The sequence below is a fragment of the Flavobacterium sp. TN-1 genome, assembly GCF_052828645.1.
The window spans coordinates 2,552,765-2,569,973 of the sequence record NZ_CM128253.1 but is presented as its reverse complement, the minus strand read 5'-3'; the positions used below and the strand labels follow the sequence as shown (position 1 = coordinate 2,569,973).

The window sequence follows — 17,209 nt, the reverse complement described above, 5'->3', positions numbered from 1 at the left end:
CTATGAATTCATTTTTTGAAAAAATCTTCTTAGCTATTCAAAAACGAATTACTCAAGAAGTTCCTGAAATATTATGGATAGACCAAGACTTAGGACAATTAGCCTCAGACGAATACAGGCGTATGATTTTCCCCACGATGCTTATTGATTTTCCCACCGCTCCAGTGGAGTATATGGGGCAAAATATTAAGCTGGTGAAACCTTCAATATCAATACTGTTATTATTTAACAACTATTCGCAAACCCATCATTTAGCACCTCAAGAGGTCAAAGAAAAAGGTTTAGAGTATTTACGAATAGAACAAAAAGTAGTAAACGCACTGCAGGGATGGAATGAGGACTATTTTACTCCATTAGCTCACACCAATACCCAAAGCCGTAATAACAACGAAATAGGAATGCGTGCTCGAGAGCTAACCTTTACAACTTCATACGAGGATTGGAGCTTGGAGGATGACCAATATAAGAATGTAACTTTTAATTTTAGCGGTGAGATTATGCTATAAAAAAAGCCACTTAATAGTGGCTTTTAAGATTTGAAAAATTCATTAACTTTTTTGTATATTCAACATTCTTACAAATTTTGTCGGAGCATTCAAAGTAAACTTAACATCTGAAACTATAATAGAAGCACCATTATTATCAAAGTTCTTTTCTAACCAATCTGAAATTTTACTTGGATTGCTTCCTTCATAAGGAATGCTGGATATATATTTAATAAATGGTTTAACAGCAATTATCTTTTTTTCAGAATCCATACCATTAAGACTAGCTGTAGCGCGCACTTCTAAAACTGGATTTTCGTTATCTCCATACACATCTACTATATAATCAATACCTGAATCAGAGTTTTTACAGTTAATTATATTACCATATTCAGCTGAATGATTTTTAGTTATTTGATACCCTTTTTTTTCTAAATTCATATAGATATCAACTGGCATAAGCCCTTTTATAGCTTTGTCATTAACATTGATTTCTGATTCTTCTTGAGTTTCTTCCCTTTTACTTTTTCCTTTTTGATATTCATTGTATTTGCCAAACGCAAATAACACTATGGCTACTAACACAATTACAGTCCATTTTTTAGATATATTCATAACTATTTGTTTTAATTAGAATGTAAAGTAATTAAAATATGAGCTTAAAAACAAAAAAACTAAAACAAACTAAGTTGATTGGCTGGATTTTCTTTAGGAACACTCATCCCTTTGATGTTCATCCATTGACGGTACGAAAGGTAAATATTATGTTTCGGGAAGATTTGATTTATAATTTTAGTGTCGGGTACATCTTCATGTTTATGCGCATTGTAAACCGCTATGATATAGCGGGCACGCTTGAAGTAATTGTTTTTATTGTACGCCATTTTACAAAAATAGACCTAAAAAGAATATCGGTCAAGGCGACTTTTAAGCACAAAAAAAGCTACTGAAAAATCAGTAGCTTTCTGTTAATATAATCAGTGCAAAAATTTTCTGCGGTAACTATAGTTCTCACCATCATCCCATTAGAATGACTGACGTTTTTCTATTTTTAAAAGTTCTTTAGTCATATTAAATCACATTTAAAACAGGATAAATATCTAGGTAAATGACATCTTCAATATAGAAAGATATTGCCCCTTTTCCTGCTTTGTCAAATTCCTTTAGTTCGGGATGCTTGGCTCTTCCCATATAGCTATTTACGGCTTGTTCAAAATGTTTTTTTATAACTTTCTTTGCCGTTGCCAAATCTGACACCAGGGAGAAGTTTAATTCCTTCAACTCGTTCAGGCAAATCTCTTGAATTCTGTTTTTTGTAGTATAGGTTCTCGAAACCTTTATGAAATATTGTGCCATATATCGCCTTTTTTTATTCTGAATAATGTATAAAAAATCCTACCCTCGTTTCGTCGTAACCTATATTTTTCAGTTTTTTGATAAGTTCCCACATTGATTCTTGAACTACTTTATGAGCTTCACTTTGTGTCTCCGAAGGTGGTAATTTATCAATAAAATTCACCGTTTCATGTGTCATAAAAGACTCGTGACCTACGTAGCCTTTTCTTGGTTTTTTGGTTCTAAAAATTAGTTTTGCCATATCTTTTTTATTTTTAAATTACTTATCCCACCAACGTTGGTTTATAAAAACTTCCGCATAAGGATAAGCAGTACCTTCTTTAGCCTTTAGTTTTTTGTATTCGGGTAGATTCATCATCAGTTTTATTTTTTCACCGTCTTTGAGTTTCTCCCAGCGGTCACGGGCGATTTTCTTTTTAGACAGTTCGTTTTTTGGATAGGTGTGCCAGAAGGTTTCAAAGTCTATTACTGGATCCGCTTTTAGGATTTCAAAATTGGCTTTTAGTTTTTCTCTCCAAGCTTCAATCATTATTTGTTTACCAGGAAAACGATCCGAACAAAATAGCCATTGGTATTGCTTTGGTGATAGTTCGCCGTCTAATATTTCAAAGCTTTTAAAAATGCCGTTTAAATCGTATTTAAACAGCCATATAAAGCCGTCAGTTTTACTTTTGACTGTGTAGGTTATTAGTTGTTCTGTCATCTTTTAAAATTCTGTTAATTCTATTCAAGTGAAATGCTGACACCTGTCTTACTTTTTCTATCTCTGGAAGGTGATTTTCAATCCAAAGTTTTAAATTAACTTTTGGTTGAGCATCGTCGTCCAAATCATCAACGATTATATAATTGGGTTTTGTCATGCTAATTTTTGATTTATTTGGTTTATAACTCCCTGAATTTTAGTTTTGATAAATTCATCGATAAATTCATCTTTGGAATTTTTTATTTGGTCAATAAGTAAAAGTTCTAGCATATCAGCCTCGTGATGCTTTAATGATATTGTTACTTTCTTTCCAAAGGGTTGTCCTTTCAAACTAAAAGTCTTACTCTCTATTTTTTTAGAGACATCAAAGGCAATTGATAAGGCTGACTTTTCTCTCCTTGTGTGTGCTCTTGTATTATATACTGGTTGTAAAGTTATTGTAACTATTGCTAAAGTTTCTAGCGTGACTATTATGGGTATTTTCATTCTTCTATTTTTTATTTCCTTTATAATCTTCTAAGGGACAATTGTCAATTACTTTTCCTATTTTTATTTTTTTCATCTGCAATCGGTTATTGGTTCAGTTACTGTTATTTTACAATCATCACAAACTACAATAGTTGTTTCGCAGGTTACTATATTATTAATTACTCTTATATGAGTATTTTTATGATCGCAGCTATTACCATATATGGGTTGTTTTCTGCCATTCTCATCAATATAGTAGTTTAATATTGCTGTCTTCATTAATTATTACTTGGTTTTTGCATTCCAAACTGATTAAAATAAGCCTTTGTTCCTGCTTTTTGAGCAGAAATAGCATTACTATGTTCTAAAGCTCTAAATTGAAGTATAACCTGCTCCAATTCGTCTAAATTGCAAAGCCTTAATGATTTTCTCACACAGCTTTTGTGTAGCATAAAATGGTTGAATGTGTCCCAGTCGTTTGGCTGTTTAATACCCGTTCTTGTAGCAATAGTTAGAATGATAGAACGTCTTTGACGTTTTGTATCTTCTAAAAGTTGCTTTTGCAATTTTACTTCGCTTGTTAAAGATTCGCATAGTTCGTCTAATTCATCTTGTTGTAGCTCTTTACTGCTTTGAGTTCTGCCAGAAGTCCAAGCGTTTATGCGTTCGGCGCGTTGCTCTTTTAGTATTCCAAGCTTGCTAAATAGGGTTTGAAGTTGTTTTATTGTTGCCATTTTTTATTGTTTTTAACTATTTATATCTTCTTCTATATCTTCTGCTTGAGAGGCTAACTTTTTTAAAAGTGCTTGTAGATCATCGTTCCATTCCCATATTCTACCTCCAATCCAACACTCCCAAGTTTCTTGAATACCATTTCTAATTATCTCTATCATGAAATTTAAATTTTAAACGTAGCCTTTGTATGCTTTTTAAAGGCTGGATTATCAATTACTTTTTGTTTGTAAATTTCAAAAGCTTTGCGTTCTTGACATGTCAATTCAGTTGACGCAATCCAGCTGTTATAACTGTTTTTGTACACTTCTTTCCCATTTACTAAATAGCTTTCGTGGTCAGTTTTGGGTTCAATTACAATGCTCATCTTATAAACTTGAAAAATTTAAGATTACATTTTCCCACTTTCCACTTTCGTTTTTAAACTTGAACTCGTAGCCATAGCCTTTTAAGTGATTGCTAAAGCTTTCTTTTATCAATCGCAAGCCTTCTTTCCATCGTGGGTCGTTAAACTTGTCCTCGTGCTTGTATAAGTCCATTACACGCTTGTACTCGAGGTCGCCGTTTTCGTTACGCTCTAAAAAACTCATTAGAATTTCGTACATATCCAAGTCTCGTTTTTTTATGGAATCACTTAAAAAGTCTTTGATTAATTCCACGGCTTTGTTAGAGCGTTCATCCCACACAGGCTCTGTATCTCTACGGCGGGTTACTTTAACGGTGTCGTTTGTGTCTGATATAGAAAAACCACCTTTACTATTTCCCCTGATTTTGCCATAATTAGCCAGTTTATTAGCTTGGTCTTCCATTTCTATATGACAATATTGTTTGAACTCGCTGAGTTCTTTAAAAAAAGCTTTTGCCGTTCTGACCATGGTTTGCGCTTTCTCGTCTCGCTCCCTTTCATAGGTTTCTTTTTCTTTAGCTAATTGTTTTACCTCTTTGTCTTTCTTTTTTCGCAAAAAGGCTTCCAGTTCTGCTACTGACATCTTACTGATGTCTATTGTTTCTTCTGTGTTCATGGTTAAATCTATTCGTCTATAAAATCAATAAAATTCAAAGGAATCCAGTCAATGCTATCTACTAAGTGTAGCACTTCTTTAATTTTTTTCTCAATACCTACAGGTACAGGTCGAGGTTCTTGTTCTGTGTTTTGTAGCAGCTGCAAGAGTTGTCCTCGTTCCTGATTGATAACTATGCGTTCGCCTGTGGTGAACTTAGATTGGTATTGTGAGTGGAACTGTAATACCAAGTAAAGCACTTTTAATCGTTGTTTAATTTCGTTCGGATTCATTATTATTAGTTAAGTGTTAAAAAATCAGGTTCAAGTCGTACACATCCTATTTGGTACATACACCGCTCATTTACGGGAGGTCTTTTTTTAGCTAATTGGAGTAATGACTTTGGGAAAATGCTAAATAGTTTGACCACACTTTTGTCATAAGCTTCAATATAGTCTGCGGTACTTGCATTGCTATAGCCTTTTATATCTTCTAAAAAAGTCAGCTCGCATTTTTTCATTTCCATATTGTACCAATTTTTAATAAGTGAGTTGGCTATTACTTTTTGAAAGTCTCTAGTATTACTGGTTACACTTTCACACCAGCCTATATAGCGTTCAAAATCTTGTTCTTGGTATTTTTGTGGCGTTATGCCAAGTAGCTTGTGAATGTTGTTTGTTGTTTGCATTTTTATTCATTTTCTATTGTACCTCTTACTTTTTCGTAACCTTCTTTCCAACTTATAAAGTGTCCACCGTTAGGTCCTATGGTTCGCCCTTTGCAAGATGCTAAGTAACCGTTTACAAAAATTTTCATTTTAGCATCATACTGCACTCTCGTTTCTAGTTCGCTCCTCGGATTAGCTCCCTTAGCGTGAGCGGTGAAAATGAATATTTTACTAGGAAATTGTTTTTTTAATTTTATGTATTGATCAAATGTTTTAATGAAATAAGGTAGGCTATCAATTATAATTACTTCTGGATTATAACTTTTCTTTGCTTTTTTCAGAAAGTTTACCAAGTCTTCATAACCGTGACGTTGCATTTTGAATTTATCCTTAACATCATTCATCCCTACATTTTTTACTCGATTTATAAAATCAGTATCGGAGGTTTCTTCTTCAAGCACGTTGTAAAGTACTTTTTTTGTTTTTGCGAGCTCTTTTGCGAGCTGCATAACAAAGTAGCTCTTACCACCTCCCGAACTTCCCCAAACTAACCAAACCCCTTTGTCTTGTGGTTCTCCAAAAGCTTCATACCATTCGCCTTCAAGTTTAATTGTTTTAAAATTTTGAGCTAAAACATCTGAAAGCGGGATAATACTTTTTTGCTTTTTCGCTTTTTTTTCTTGTTTTATTTCCGATGCTTTTGCAATTACATCTGTAGGTTGCATTAGGGTATTTTCCATTATAAAAACATTGTTTTTGGTATATTTAAAACTTTACGAACAAAATCTTCCGTTAGAGGCTCACCTGTTCTATCAGCCTCACGCATGGCTGGAACTAAGGCATCATGTAATTCTCCATAATTTTCACAATTACGCTGTAAAAAGGTTTTTAAATCTTTATCTTCAATTTCATTTAAAAACAGTTTAAAAGAAGTATCGATACTCGGTAGTACTCTAACTCTAAATTTTAAACGACGGTAAAACTGGCGCATTCCTTCCTTTTTCCTTTTTCGCATTTTATCTAGCTTATCTAGTAGTTCATCTGTGCCAATGAGTATAATAGAGCACTCTTTCAACAAGTCATCGTAAAGTTCTTTCATCATACACAAAGTAGCTTGTTTCATATACTCACACTCATCAAAAATTAACATAGGCTTATAACCTTCGAACTTTAGCTTTTTAAAATATTTTACAATCGAACTAATGTTTTTTGATTTGGTTTTAGAAATAGGAATTTTTGTTACCTCTAAGATTTTATCAATCAGATCCGAAAGGTTATCGCTAGAGCCTACTTTGATAATAAACATATGTTGAGGATTCGCATCTGCAAACCATTGAGCTGTATAGCTTTTACCGCATCCTGTTTCGCCTATAATTACATTGGTCAAACCATAAAACTTAGCATCTTCCAAAACCGCTAGCATAGCTGTAGTTTGATTTGTAAACTGTCTTTTCCAGTAATTTTTTTCAAGTTCAAATCCTATATTTTTGGCAACTGCTATAAACCATTTTTCTTTAATTTCTGTCTTACCTACTTTAAAGCTTCGATTGCGCATGTTAGTGATGTAGGATTCGTTAATTCCTGTTTTTTCAACAAATACATTTGCTGATATGTCATATTTGATTAAATATGCTTCTAGTGCGTTTACTATTGTGTTTTTTTGTTCTGTTGTCATTAGTATTGTGCGTATTTGGTTAGGTCAATTTTCTCTTTTATGTATTCGTTTTGCTCTTCAAGCCACGTTTTTTCTTCTTTTTTGGCTTTTTCTTTTTCTTGTTTTAGCATCACTTTTTCTGCTTTTACTTGTAGCATTCTTTCTTTATTTTGTGTGTCTTTGTGCTGTCCTCTACTATCTACTAGTAAATGTTTTGCTAGTGTGTCGTTTAATAAAGGATTTTCAAAAACCGACTTTAAGGTTTCAATATTTTCCTGACGTTTCTCAATAATGTATGTTGTGGTTTTTTCATTAAACTCTTTTATCCTTAATCTTTGAGCTGTATCGTTTTCAGACTGTTCTGCAAGTGCCATAGGTTGAATGTATTTTTGTTCCAATTCAAATCGGTAATCTCCCTCTGGGCTCAGTGCTATGGCTTCCTCTAAATTGTGAGGATTATAGAGAATCTTCCAGTCCAAATGCGCTTTTTTTCTCATACTCATATCGAAACAATCATAAAATACTGGACTGCCATTTATTTTTAATCGTATTCCTTCTCCAGTTAATCTGTTTGTCCCTCCTGTAGTGCTTCCTAATGCCATTAAGAAACTTTCCTTTTCAAACGGAAGCCTTAGTTCATCTTCGACAGCATTCCATTGTTGTAAATATTCTTTTTGTTTTTTGGATCGTTCTGCCGAAATGATAGACTCTAATTGCATACGGCAACCTGCTTCATCAGGAAAGGAGTGACGAATTTTGTTTAAATATTCATCGTTAGGTTGCTTTTTACTTCCACTTTCAACCCCAAATCCGCTCCAATTTTCAAACATTTGACAATATTTTTTATTTATGTGAGCGAAGTAGGGTTCAATGACTTTTGCTTTTGCATTACCCACTTTTGCTGGGGTAAAATATTTGGTACAGGCTTCATACATTGGTTTTAATTTCTTCATCTGATAGTTGTCTGACTGTAATTGTACAGGTTTGAAATACTGACCAAATAACTCCTTTGTATGCATTACCGCATTAAGCATTGCTTCCTTTATTAATTCAGAAGATTCTTGCTGACCTATGGCATAACCTACAGGATATTTGTTAAAAGGGTCAAGTACTACAACAATTGTCAATCGATTGTGATATGTAGTTGTTGAATATCCTTTATTATCTACCGTTGTTTTTTGATATAAAAGCTCAGCCATCCATCCATCGAGTGTCCAGTAAAGCATTGGTTTAGTAGGCTTACTTCGTTTGTTTTGCATTAGAATATTATTACTCAATGCTTTTGTTCCTTTTCGACCTGCATAAGTGGTTAGATTGCTTAATTTTCTTCTGTTACCTACTGTTTGAGCTGTTATTAACTTCCATTCTAAACGTTCTGCTAATGCGTTGTATATTTCTGATATAGTTTGATTTTCAAAATTGTTATGTTTTGAAATCAATTCATCTAGCAATGCCATTTGCTCTCTTGATTTTACCTTGATCGCATTTTTGGTTGTTAATTTGCCCGAAATAAGCGAAGCATATCCATTTTTTTGGTATTCTCTAATTTTACGTCTTAGTCCATGACTTGAAGTAGGTAAATTATGTGTAATTTCTCTAAACGCATTTACATCATTACTTAAGGTTTCCCAAATATCAACTCCTTGTACTTGCCTTGCTTTATTACCGTATTTTCTTTGTTCTTTTATTTTAATTACTGTGTTTAATACAGAAGCATTATTTGTGTACAAGTCTATATCTTTGCTTTTCAGTTTTTTGTTATCTTCACCGTAGGTGTGTTTTTCAAAAAACTGCCTAGCGTATGAATCAGGCATATAAGCACTTGCAAACCAATTTTTCTTAACCTCTTTTTCAGGTTCTCCAAAAGTTAGTATTAGAATATCTTTAGTGCGTCTGTCCAAACTTTCGAATACTACTAATGCATCTTTACCATAGCATCCACGACGTAGCTCTTCTTCTTGTGAACTAAATCTATCTAGTCTTTGTCTTAAAGCTCTATAGGTAAAAAGACAAAGACTATCCTCATGTTTATTTCTATCAGCAATTAAGTACTTGAGCTTTACGCCCAGTTTGTTATCGTGGTATTCGTATGGGGTTTCTTTTTCCATTTGAATTTTAGTTTTTGTTCCCGCCGTGGTGTCGAAACCACGCTAATGCCGTGGCGGGATTTTTACTATATTTGAGGTGTCTAATCAAAAAATATAGTAATATGATTGCTGTTCGTTCTTCTGTTATTAGTGCTATTGGCTATGATTCCGAAAATTCTGTTTTATATGTAAAATTTAAGTCTGGTATGCTCTATAAATATCATCGTGTACCCGAGTATGTTTTTAAAGACTTCTTAAATGCACGTTCGAAAGGTTCGTTTTTTAGCCTTAGGATAAGGGATGAGTACCGAGTTTCTTAATCTTAAAAGCATTTTTCCTAATCCATTTGTGATTTACTTTTGAGGGTTTTTGGTCAATAGCCCAAAGCCCTACCGTAGTAGCTTCGTGATAACGAAGCCTTTTTATTTCGTTAATCATTTCACTTAAATCGCTTGCCTTTATTAATACTTCTATTTCATTATGTTCAGGTTGTTCATTAAGTGCTTGATGATTATCAGCTTGTGAGGGATGAGTAATAGAGATATTATCTATTAACTTATCAATATTTATAATAACTGTCTGTTCCATTTTCTGTATATTATTTATGAGGGTTTAAAGCTCTTTTAATTCAGAGGCAAACAAGTCGTGTAGTTCTTGTATGAGCGTGGTTGCCTCTTTTAATTGTTTGTTTTTGCGCTCAAGTTCCTTTTGTAAGGCTTCTATTTGCGCTCGGTACTGTGCGTTTAGGTCGTTCATTATTCAAAAATGTTTAGTTGTAAAGGATTAGCTGGTGGCAATTGTTGAACCATTTGCGTATTCTCACGGTGGTTCAAAAAATACTGCGCCATACCCTCGCTGATGTACCAGCCTTTTGCACCTTTTACAAATTGGCTAGGGTTTTTCTTGATACGCCTTCTAAAAGCACCACTATTTACAGAATAACCATTTTGCAATAACCAATGCGTGTAAGGCAGACACGTAACCCCGTTAGAAACTACTTTGGCAGGAATAAGAATACTGTTTTGACGTTGTTCCTTTTCTATACGGATGAAATACTGACGTGCTTTGCGACCTTTTTCGTTTTTTTCAACCATACTCAACTCCTTAGCCATATCTAAAGTGATGGCGTATTCTTTTCGGTTGTGACCACCTCTACCTTTTTGCTGCTCAAAATTGAGCGGCAAAACAAAATCTACATCTTCAACGAATCCGTATTCTTCGATTCTTCTAGCTATCCAGTCCTTAAATTCTGTTTTAACTTCTAAAAATTGGTGTAAATCTCTTGCTGAAACTACTGAAGTTCCGTTTTGGTTGGTAATGTTAATTAGTTGATTCATATTGATGGTTTTTAAAGTCGTTTATAAGTTGTTCACGCTGACATACAATGATGTATAAGGCTCTGTAAGTTCTTTCGTCCTTGCGTGATATGCGCATACGAATTGCATCGGTGGTCATGTTGAACATCTTAGATAAGGTGTACACATCGCCTGTTTGTTTATTTTGTTCGCAAATCGTAACAATCTCCGATAATTCTACTACTTTTGTCATTGTTATAATGTTTTGATGTGGCAAATATATAAACAAAGTTTCTATTTTTTTATTTAAAATCGAAACTTTTTTTAAAAAATAAACGAAATAATTCTATATGACTAAAATAGAGAGGGTTAGGAAACTGTGTAAATGGTTGATTTATGAGGGATTCGCTGAAAATGATACTGAACTAGCTAAAAAATTAGGCTACACAAAGTCTTCATTTTCACAGATAATTAATGAAAAAGTACCGCTTTCGGATAAATTCATAACAAAACTATGTGAGGCAAATGAAAATATAAACAAATTTTGGATTTTAGGACGTGGCGACATGCTCAAAACTCGTATTGTGCCAAATCAACTAAATCAATACAAAGATTTTGATTACAAAGAACTTGCTGATGCACGAAAAGAAGTTATTGAGGGATATAAACTAACCATAGATAGCCAAAACATTGCTCTTGAAAGCCAAAAAAATGAAATAATTGCAAAAAATGACAAAATAAACTATTTAGAATCCGAGGTAACCCGTTTAAAACAAGAGTTAGCTAACGCAACAAGGCAAGGCGGTAACAGAGCGGCAGGTTAGTAGCGTGTATATGCGTGTGGTGCATAAAAACGAGGTACTGGAGGAGGTGTAAGATGCATAAAACGCTAATAAAAGAAGGTGTAAAAAAAGGCTCAAAATCGTTATTTAACTGAAAATCAAAAATATAATACTTATAGCTATCTATTTTTATTGCAATTATAGGGGGGTTAAGTGGCTATTTTTACGCCTTAACTATGGTTTTTAATACTAGGGTATAGGGTGTAAGTCGTGTTTTTAAATCTTATTTTTGTTCATCCAACTGTTCACCCAACTGTTCATCCATTGCAAAAAAACAGGTAAAATACAAAAAGTCGTATTTCTTGTAAAATCGCATTTAAATTGGTTTTAAAAAGGGTTTTTAGCGTGGTGGTGTGTTAGGGTATTTATAGCTTAAAAGCTTGTATTTACAGGGTTTTAAGGGCTTTTTTTGCTATATTTGTCTTGCTAATGGTAGTGTATCATTAAAATGGTACAATATCGCATCCTCAAACGGTAGCATAACTGTAGCAAATGGTATAATCTGGGCATTTGTATTTTTCAAAAAAAAACCTCCCAACATTCGTGAGAGGCTTATTTTACAAGGGTTTTCAGGGGTTTTTATGTTTTAGTGTATTTGGGTATCTGTATTTAGGGGGGATAGGTTAAATTTATAAAACGACTAAAGAAGAAAAAAGAATTTTATTTTTTTTCTTCTCTAAAATCTAACATACACTCTCTCTTATTAATATTTTTAATAGGATATAACGATTTGAAGCTTAGCGAAGTGATGAATTTAAAAGCACTTACTTTCATTTTAGCAATAAATGCGCCATTTTACCAAACTGCTGTTATACCTTCGTTGTTTTTTCAGCCGTTGAGTATCCTATTTCACTACAAATATTATGTCTGTCAATGCTGTAAATGTTTTTGATTTTCCTTTGAATTCGAATTCAATTTTCAGATCTTCTATCTTTTTGGTTTTGAAGTTGTCCAAATAGGTTAGGATTGTTGGCTTTAAAAGGTCAATATTTCTTTTCAATTTCCACGAATTTGTAAAGTCATCTGTGTCAACCAACACAAGGAATAAACGATTTTCAGAGCCAAAACGCATTTCTCCTTGATTTTCATAAAGCCAAGTAGCTAATACTTTTGGGTTGTTTTGTACTTCTTTTAAAATTTCTAATTTTTCGTCTTTTAAGGTCTTTAAAGCGTTCAAACAGAAAGTATCATTCCTATCTTTCATTTTTTCAACTATTTCGTAGAAAATGTCTGCTGATTTTGCTGTTTTGTCAAAAATAATTTTTGCTTCTGTTGCTTTCTTTTTTAGAAAAGTTAGTTCAACTGGCAATCCTTTTTCTTTGCGTTTAGTTTTTATATACTCTGCTGGTAAGTAGGTTACTTTCAAATCAAATGGTATATGATTAATAAAAAAGTCAACGCTTTTGATTTGTCCAACCGTTGGCAAAACTTCCGTATGAGATTTGAAAATATGTTCGATTAAAATACTGCTCCAATGGTTATACCAACTATTTAAAACATATCCTTGAACTGCTGCGTTGATTTCAGTTTCAAATTTAGAAAGTAAGTTTTCATAAGAAGGATTTTGGATTTTTACGTAACGTTTAATTAAATATTTGTCCAAAGAATTTTGATAATCTCCACCCCAATCAAAATTCTTTAATTTGTATAATTCAGATACGAGTTCATCTGTATTTAACGCTCCTACTTGTTTAGCATTTTCTGATTTAATGAAGTCGTGAAGGAGATTGTTTGAGTTTAATACATCAGAATTTAAAATGCCAAATAATTCGCTGAATTATTTGGCAAGAGCAGTTTCTTGTAAAGTAATGTTATTGATTTTTAAAAATTCAGCAATAAGTTTTTTTCTTATAATTGATTTTGTTTTGAGCCATAAAAGCCCAACATTATTATTACTAAATTCTTCTAGTTCTTCGTTTTTGTGTAATTTATCCCAGTAATTAAAGTCCTTCATTAACTAATTGTTTTTTTGAATACTTGAAACGAAATGCTTTTTTTGGGACTGCAGACAAATAGTATTTCTTGACTACCTGCAACACTTCCTTTTCCACCTCTTCCGTTTTGATATGTTTTAGCTTCTACTGTTACGTTTCGGTATTTTGAGATTAATTTCTCAAATTTTTCAATTCCAGGATAACTCCTATTGTTATAGCTAATTAACCAATTAGGAATTCCTTCTGATAATTCAAATAGTTTTTCAAAAGAAGATATAACATCTCTTTTCTTTTCAAAACCACTAAATCTTTGCGGTTCATAACGTTTAATACCATTTATAAAATCTTTGTCTTTCCAATACTCCGTATAAGTTTCTAATAAATGGTAAAATCCTTGATAATCTGCGTGACTGTCACAATATGGTGGATCGAAATAAGCCAAATCAATATTTTCGATTTTGGGTAGTAAGTCTAAAATATTCTGGTTGAAACTTTGGTTGTCTTTCTTATTATCAAAAATGGCATCATTGTATTTTGGAAGTAATTCTTCAAAAATTTCTTTGACTGGTCTGATTAGACTCCTGTTACGTTTTATTCTTTCTGGGTCGTTTGCATAGACTAAAGCCTGTGTATGACCAAAATGCCCCATTGTTATTTTTCGGGTCATACTTCTATTCATAACCGTGAAAGCAAGAGCTTGCTTAAACTCATTTTCTAATAATGGGATATTTGCTCTAAAATTATCTAAAAACTGTGCCTCTTCTTTCTCAAAAAACACATTGGTAAATGTACTTTCAAATAAGTCAAACTCACTTTTGTTTTTTGCAGGTTGAAATAGAATATCTAAATCTTTTTTTTCTAATTTGGTCGATTTATTTTCAATTAATGCTTTACCAATTTGGTTATTAAAATTTAGAAAATCGTTTGTAATTACTTTGTATCCTTGTTGTTTCAATAAATAACCAACAGATTGCGAGCCAGAAAAGGCATCAATCGCAGAGTTTATATTTTTAGGAATGAATTGATTAAGCCAAGGCAATAAAGTATACTTTGCACCTAAATATTGAGGTTCAGGAAATTGGTAATTAAAGTATTTATATTCTTCAAAAAGCATTATTATCTGTCTTAATTTTAAGTTCTCAAGTTACTAAATTTAACTCTCTTAATTTTACGAAGCTTTGAAAAATTTGTCCAATGTCAGCTCGAATATTTATTTTTTCGCGGTCGTCCTATAATGAGACATAACAATTTTTTTAATGAATTAATTTTGTTTCTAATTGTATAGCAGAAGGAAAAAGAATATTGTTTTCAAGATGAATGTGTTTGTGCAAATCTTCTTCAAATTCCTTCAGCATTGCATAGGTAACGTTGTAAGTGTTACAAACTCCTTGAGGGGGTGTATATTGGTTAGTGAGCTTACTAATTTTACTAAATCTATCTCCTTCATTCTCATGTTCATGCTTCATCATTTGAATAGGATTGTTAACGGTTATAAAACTAGGTAGAGGAATTTCCGTATTATCATTGGCTAGTTCTACCATTTTTTTTATAAAAGGAAAAAGAATTAATTCCTCTTTTTTCATGTGCTGGGTTAAATCATTTGAACTGGCTACAAAAAGTGTTCTTATTTCAAAAAGTTCTGGGTGCTTCGTCCCGTGAACATCACAAATTTTATTTAGAAATTGTATTATGATAGGTAGTTTTTCTTCGACATAGGTATGATGTCTTGATTCTATATGTTCAATAAGTCTATCTAATGGCATCGTTTTAAAATTATTTAAATCATCATTTACATTTTTATCAAAGGAATTTAGTTCATCTAATAAAATCTCTTCTTTAATTCCTATTATCTCACATACTTCATTGATGGTTCTATTTCCTTTACAACAAAAATCTATTCCATATTTTGAAAAAATTTGAGCCGTTCTATAGTCTTCTGCAACATATTCGCCTATTAATTTATTTTTTACTATATCCATTTTTGTCTGTTTTATAATTAATCTCTCGAAATTACTTCTTAATTCTTTTTCTTTTTATGACTCAGATCATATAGCAAAAAACCTTTATTAAAAAACCTTTGTATGACAAATATCATATATAGTTAAGCTAATGTTAATGAAATTTGTTATTCAAATAAGACAAAAACATCTCATTAATAATAATTAAAAAAAGAATAATTATGCTATCAAAATCGCAGGCAAGAATGTTTTTTTTGGGAGGTACATTAGTAACGTTTCTAATTTTTATTGGATTAACAATCTATTCATTTTCCTCAAACAACGATCAAACAAACTACACTAAGATTAACACACAGGTAATCCGTGGCAAAGAAATTTGGGAATCTAATAATTGCATGGGGTGTCATACGATTTTGGGAGAGGGTGCTTATTATGCTCCTGAGTTAACCAAAGTTATTGATAGACGAGGTGAAAATTATATTAAAGCTGTTTTAATGTCACCTATACCTTGGGCTCCTAACGGAAGAAAAATGGTAGCCTATAAAATGAGTTCTGAAGATGCTGATGCTGTGGTAGCTTACTTAAAATGGATTGGTGATATTGATTTAAATGGATTTGACAGAATCGTTTCTCCATTATCAAAAGTAAATAATTAATAAAAAGTAATTAAAATGAAATATAAATCACAAAAAGTAGCCTATTGGTTTTTTGCCTTATGTATGCTGTTATTAGCACTTCAAATAATCTATGGTTTTATTATGGGCTTTGCCCGAATTGGATTGGATGGATTACACAACATCATTCCTTTTAATACCGCTAGAGCTGTACACACTAATTTACTCGTAGTTTGGCTATTAACAGGTTTTATGGGAGCTGCTTATTACATTATTCCCGAAGAAGCACAACGAGAATTAGTAAATGTAAAATTAGCTTATGTTCAATTAATATCACTTGGTATTGTAGGTGTAGTAGCTGTAATAGGCTATCACTTTAATCATTGGGAAGGTAGGAAATTTTTAGAAATACCAAGAGAATTAGATTATTTAGTAGTCATAAATGTGCTTTTATTCCTAGGATTAATAATAACAACCCTATTTAAAGCAGAAAGAAAAACAACAACTGCATTGGTTCTATCAATGGGCTTAGTATTTGCGGCTTTGTTATACTTACCTGGTATGATTTGGTTTGATAGTCAAGTAATGGATTCTTTTTTCCGTTGGTGGGTAGTTCATTTATGGGTAGAAGGCGTTTGGGAATTAATCATGGGAGGTATTTTATCATTCTTATTAATCAAATTAACAGGTGTTGACCGTGAAGTTATTGAAAAATGGTTATATGTAATTGTGGGATTAACATTCTTATCAGGTATTCTTGGAACAGGTCATCATTATTACTACATAGGCGTAAATAAAATTTGGTTAATCATAGGAGGCATTTTCTCGGCTCTAGAACCTTTAGCTTTTTTAGGTATGGCTTTATTTGCAGTAAATATGTATAGAAAAGGAGAAAAAAAACATTCTAATAAATTAGCTCTATACTGGACATTAGGATCCGCAATTGTATCTTTTATAGGTGCTGGTCTACTGGGTTTTGCTCATACCCTTCCTCAAACCAATGTATATACACACGGAACTCTAGTTACCGCAATGCACGGACATCTAGCATTTTGGGGAGCATACGCCATGATTGTATTAGCAATTATTAGTTATGCTATACCTAATCTTACAGGAAGAAAAAGATATGATTCAGTTACAGGACGTATGGCATTTTGGTTATCAAATATTGGTATGTTAGGTATGACCACCGCTTTTGGGGTAGCTGGAGTAGCTCAAGTATATCTTGAAAGAAAGTTTAAAATGGAGTTCATGACCGTTCAGAATGAAATAGCTATTCACTTTGTAGTATTACTACTGTGTGCCACATTATTTACTCTAGGAATTTCTTTATACATATACGATTTTATTAAACATGGTAAAACGAACGATGAGGCCATAATTGGCTAAAAAATATAACAGCTAAAAAACAAA

At 32.6% G+C, this 17,209-nt stretch carries 30 protein-coding genes; 5 read left to right on the top strand and 25 right to left on the bottom strand.

The features are described from left to right. The first annotated feature begins 2 nt into the window (after positions 1-2). Positions 3-506, top strand: coding sequence for a hypothetical protein (locus ACUXZJ_RS11440; RefSeq protein ID WP_088418733.1), 504 nt, complete (start codon positions 3-5; stop codon positions 504-506). Between the two features lie 42 nt (positions 507-548). On the opposite strand, the gene ACUXZJ_RS11435 is transcribed toward ACUXZJ_RS11440, so the two are convergent. The 17 genes from ACUXZJ_RS11435 to ACUXZJ_RS11355 form a co-directional block, all read right to left on the bottom strand. Next, positions 549-1,100, bottom strand: coding sequence for a hypothetical protein (locus tag ACUXZJ_RS11435; protein ID WP_446194962.1), 552 nt, complete (start codon positions 1,098-1,100; stop codon positions 549-551). A 59-nt stretch (positions 1,101-1,159) separates the two neighbouring features. Then, positions 1,160-1,369, bottom strand: a complete 210-nt coding sequence (locus ACUXZJ_RS11430; protein ID WP_088418729.1) for a hypothetical protein — start codon at positions 1,367-1,369, stop codon at positions 1,160-1,162. 187 nt (positions 1,370-1,556) lie between these two features. Then, on the bottom strand, positions 1,557-1,841 hold the full coding sequence (locus tag ACUXZJ_RS11425) for a hypothetical protein (RefSeq protein ID WP_088418727.1): 285 nt from the start codon (positions 1,839-1,841) through the stop codon (positions 1,557-1,559). Positions 1,842-1,854: 13 nt separating this feature from the next. Next, positions 1,855-2,082 (bottom strand): hypothetical protein, encoded by a 228-nt coding sequence (locus ACUXZJ_RS11420; protein ID WP_088418725.1) that lies wholly within the window; start codon positions 2,080-2,082, stop codon positions 1,855-1,857. An 18-nt stretch (positions 2,083-2,100) separates the two neighbouring features. Beyond that, on the bottom strand, positions 2,101-2,544 hold the full coding sequence (locus tag ACUXZJ_RS11415; protein ID WP_446195047.1) for a hypothetical protein: 444 nt from the start codon (positions 2,542-2,544) through the stop codon (positions 2,101-2,103). Beyond that, positions 2,507-2,701: a hypothetical protein gene (locus tag ACUXZJ_RS11410; RefSeq protein WP_127821661.1), complete on the bottom strand. Its 195-nt coding sequence runs from the start codon at positions 2,699-2,701 to the stop codon at positions 2,507-2,509. The genes ACUXZJ_RS11415 and ACUXZJ_RS11410 overlap by 38 nt, the downstream gene beginning before the upstream one ends. Beyond that, the gene (locus ACUXZJ_RS11405) at positions 2,698-3,030 is read right to left on the bottom strand and encodes a hypothetical protein (protein ID WP_127822262.1); all 333 of its coding nucleotides are present in this window, start codon (positions 3,028-3,030) and stop codon (positions 2,698-2,700) included. The genes ACUXZJ_RS11410 and ACUXZJ_RS11405 overlap by 4 nt, the downstream gene beginning before the upstream one ends. A gap of 72 nt (positions 3,031-3,102) precedes the next feature. After that, a complete protein-coding gene (locus tag ACUXZJ_RS11400) occupies positions 3,103-3,291 on the bottom strand; it encodes a hypothetical protein (protein ID WP_127821663.1) in 189 nt (62 codons plus the stop codon). Then, on the bottom strand, positions 3,291-3,746 hold the full coding sequence (locus ACUXZJ_RS11395) for a hypothetical protein (protein WP_127821664.1): 456 nt from the start codon (positions 3,744-3,746) through the stop codon (positions 3,291-3,293). Before ACUXZJ_RS11395 ends, ACUXZJ_RS11400 begins: the two co-directional genes overlap by 1 nt. 12 nt (positions 3,747-3,758) lie before the next feature. Further along, the gene (locus ACUXZJ_RS11390) at positions 3,759-3,905 is read right to left on the bottom strand and encodes a hypothetical protein (RefSeq protein WP_163444441.1); all 147 of its coding nucleotides are present in this window, start codon (positions 3,903-3,905) and stop codon (positions 3,759-3,761) included. Between the two features lie 5 nt (positions 3,906-3,910). Beyond that, entirely contained in the window at positions 3,911-4,111 is a 201-nt protein-coding gene (locus ACUXZJ_RS11385; RefSeq protein WP_446195044.1) for a hypothetical protein, read from the bottom strand. Between the two features lies 1 nt (position 4,112). After that, positions 4,113-4,766 (bottom strand): DUF3164 family protein, encoded by a 654-nt coding sequence (locus ACUXZJ_RS11380; RefSeq protein WP_446195042.1) that lies wholly within the window; start codon positions 4,764-4,766, stop codon positions 4,113-4,115. Between the two features lie 8 nt (positions 4,767-4,774). Further along, positions 4,775-5,038 carry a hypothetical protein gene (locus ACUXZJ_RS11375; RefSeq protein WP_163445129.1) on the bottom strand — a complete coding sequence of 88 codons (264 nt, stop codon included), beginning with the start codon at positions 5,036-5,038 and terminating at the stop codon, positions 4,775-4,777. A 5-nt stretch (positions 5,039-5,043) separates the two neighbouring features. After that, positions 5,044-5,433 (bottom strand): hypothetical protein, encoded by a 390-nt coding sequence (locus tag ACUXZJ_RS11370; protein WP_446195040.1) that lies wholly within the window; start codon positions 5,431-5,433, stop codon positions 5,044-5,046. Between the two features lie 2 nt (positions 5,434-5,435). Further along, positions 5,436-6,152, bottom strand: coding sequence for an ATP-binding protein (locus ACUXZJ_RS11365; protein ID WP_088420736.1), 717 nt, complete (start codon positions 6,150-6,152; stop codon positions 5,436-5,438). Next, complete coding sequence (locus ACUXZJ_RS11360) at positions 6,152-7,087, bottom strand: AAA family ATPase (RefSeq protein ID WP_446195038.1); 936 nt, start codon at positions 7,085-7,087, stop codon at positions 6,152-6,154. The genes ACUXZJ_RS11365 and ACUXZJ_RS11360 overlap by 1 nt, the downstream gene beginning before the upstream one ends. Continuing rightward, positions 7,087-9,174: a hypothetical protein gene (locus tag ACUXZJ_RS11355; RefSeq protein WP_446194937.1), complete on the bottom strand. Its 2,088-nt coding sequence runs from the start codon at positions 9,172-9,174 to the stop codon at positions 7,087-7,089. Before ACUXZJ_RS11355 ends, ACUXZJ_RS11360 begins: the two co-directional genes overlap by 1 nt. A 101-nt stretch (positions 9,175-9,275) precedes the next feature. Here ACUXZJ_RS11355 and ACUXZJ_RS11350 point away from each other — a divergent pair, with 101 nt between their 5' ends. Then, complete coding sequence (locus ACUXZJ_RS11350; protein ID WP_088420441.1) at positions 9,276-9,473, top strand: KTSC domain-containing protein; 198 nt, start codon at positions 9,276-9,278, stop codon at positions 9,471-9,473. On the opposite strand, the gene ACUXZJ_RS11345 is transcribed toward ACUXZJ_RS11350, so the two are convergent. The 4 genes from ACUXZJ_RS11345 to ACUXZJ_RS11330 are packed head-to-tail and all read right to left on the bottom strand — an operon-like array spanning position 9,442 to position 10,701. Further along, on the bottom strand, positions 9,442-9,741 hold the full coding sequence (locus ACUXZJ_RS11345) for a hypothetical protein (protein WP_446195036.1): 300 nt from the start codon (positions 9,739-9,741) through the stop codon (positions 9,442-9,444). The genes ACUXZJ_RS11350 and ACUXZJ_RS11345 overlap by 32 nt on opposite strands. Before the next feature lie 24 nt (positions 9,742-9,765). After that, positions 9,766-9,909, bottom strand: coding sequence for a hypothetical protein (locus tag ACUXZJ_RS11340; RefSeq protein ID WP_163445087.1), 144 nt, complete (start codon positions 9,907-9,909; stop codon positions 9,766-9,768). Beyond that, positions 9,909-10,490 carry an antA/AntB antirepressor family protein gene (locus ACUXZJ_RS11335; RefSeq protein WP_088418508.1) on the bottom strand — a complete coding sequence of 194 codons (582 nt, stop codon included), beginning with the start codon at positions 10,488-10,490 and terminating at the stop codon, positions 9,909-9,911. The genes ACUXZJ_RS11340 and ACUXZJ_RS11335 overlap by 1 nt, the downstream gene beginning before the upstream one ends. After that, entirely contained in the window at positions 10,474-10,701 is a 228-nt protein-coding gene (locus ACUXZJ_RS11330; RefSeq protein ID WP_088418506.1) for a hypothetical protein, read from the bottom strand. The genes ACUXZJ_RS11335 and ACUXZJ_RS11330 overlap by 17 nt, the downstream gene beginning before the upstream one ends. 97 nt (positions 10,702-10,798) lie before the next feature. Here ACUXZJ_RS11330 and ACUXZJ_RS11325 point away from each other — a divergent pair, with 97 nt between their 5' ends. After that, complete coding sequence (locus ACUXZJ_RS11325; RefSeq protein ID WP_446195033.1) at positions 10,799-11,272, top strand: hypothetical protein; 474 nt, start codon at positions 10,799-10,801, stop codon at positions 11,270-11,272. An 862-nt stretch (positions 11,273-12,134) separates the two neighbouring features. Here ACUXZJ_RS11325 and ACUXZJ_RS11320 read toward each other — a convergent pair. The 4 genes from ACUXZJ_RS11320 to ric form a co-directional block, all read right to left on the bottom strand. Then, on the bottom strand, positions 12,135-12,893 hold the full coding sequence (locus tag ACUXZJ_RS11320) for a hypothetical protein (protein WP_235588347.1): 759 nt from the start codon (positions 12,891-12,893) through the stop codon (positions 12,135-12,137). 174 nt (positions 12,894-13,067) lie between these two features. Then, positions 13,068-13,244, bottom strand: coding sequence for a hypothetical protein (locus ACUXZJ_RS11315; RefSeq protein ID WP_235588346.1), 177 nt, complete (start codon positions 13,242-13,244; stop codon positions 13,068-13,070). Further along, a complete protein-coding gene (locus tag ACUXZJ_RS11310; RefSeq protein ID WP_063743918.1) occupies positions 13,244-14,338 on the bottom strand; it encodes a DNA adenine methylase in 1,095 nt (364 codons plus the stop codon). The genes ACUXZJ_RS11315 and ACUXZJ_RS11310 overlap by 1 nt, the downstream gene beginning before the upstream one ends. Positions 14,339-14,477: 139 nt before the next feature. After that, complete coding sequence (gene ric / locus ACUXZJ_RS11305) at positions 14,478-15,203, bottom strand: iron-sulfur cluster repair di-iron protein (protein WP_063743919.1); 726 nt, start codon at positions 15,201-15,203, stop codon at positions 14,478-14,480. A gap of 200 nt (positions 15,204-15,403) precedes the next feature. Between ric and ACUXZJ_RS11300 the strand changes: the two genes are divergently transcribed. Both ACUXZJ_RS11300 and ACUXZJ_RS11295 read left to right on the top strand, forming a co-directional pair. Further along, positions 15,404-15,838, top strand: a complete 435-nt coding sequence (locus ACUXZJ_RS11300) for a c-type cytochrome (RefSeq protein WP_063743920.1) — start codon at positions 15,404-15,406, stop codon at positions 15,836-15,838. Between the two features lie 15 nt (positions 15,839-15,853). Further along, complete coding sequence (locus tag ACUXZJ_RS11295; RefSeq protein WP_060382161.1) at positions 15,854-17,185, top strand: cbb3-type cytochrome c oxidase subunit I; 1,332 nt, start codon at positions 15,854-15,856, stop codon at positions 17,183-17,185. The last annotated feature ends 24 nt before the right edge of the window (positions 17,186-17,209 follow it).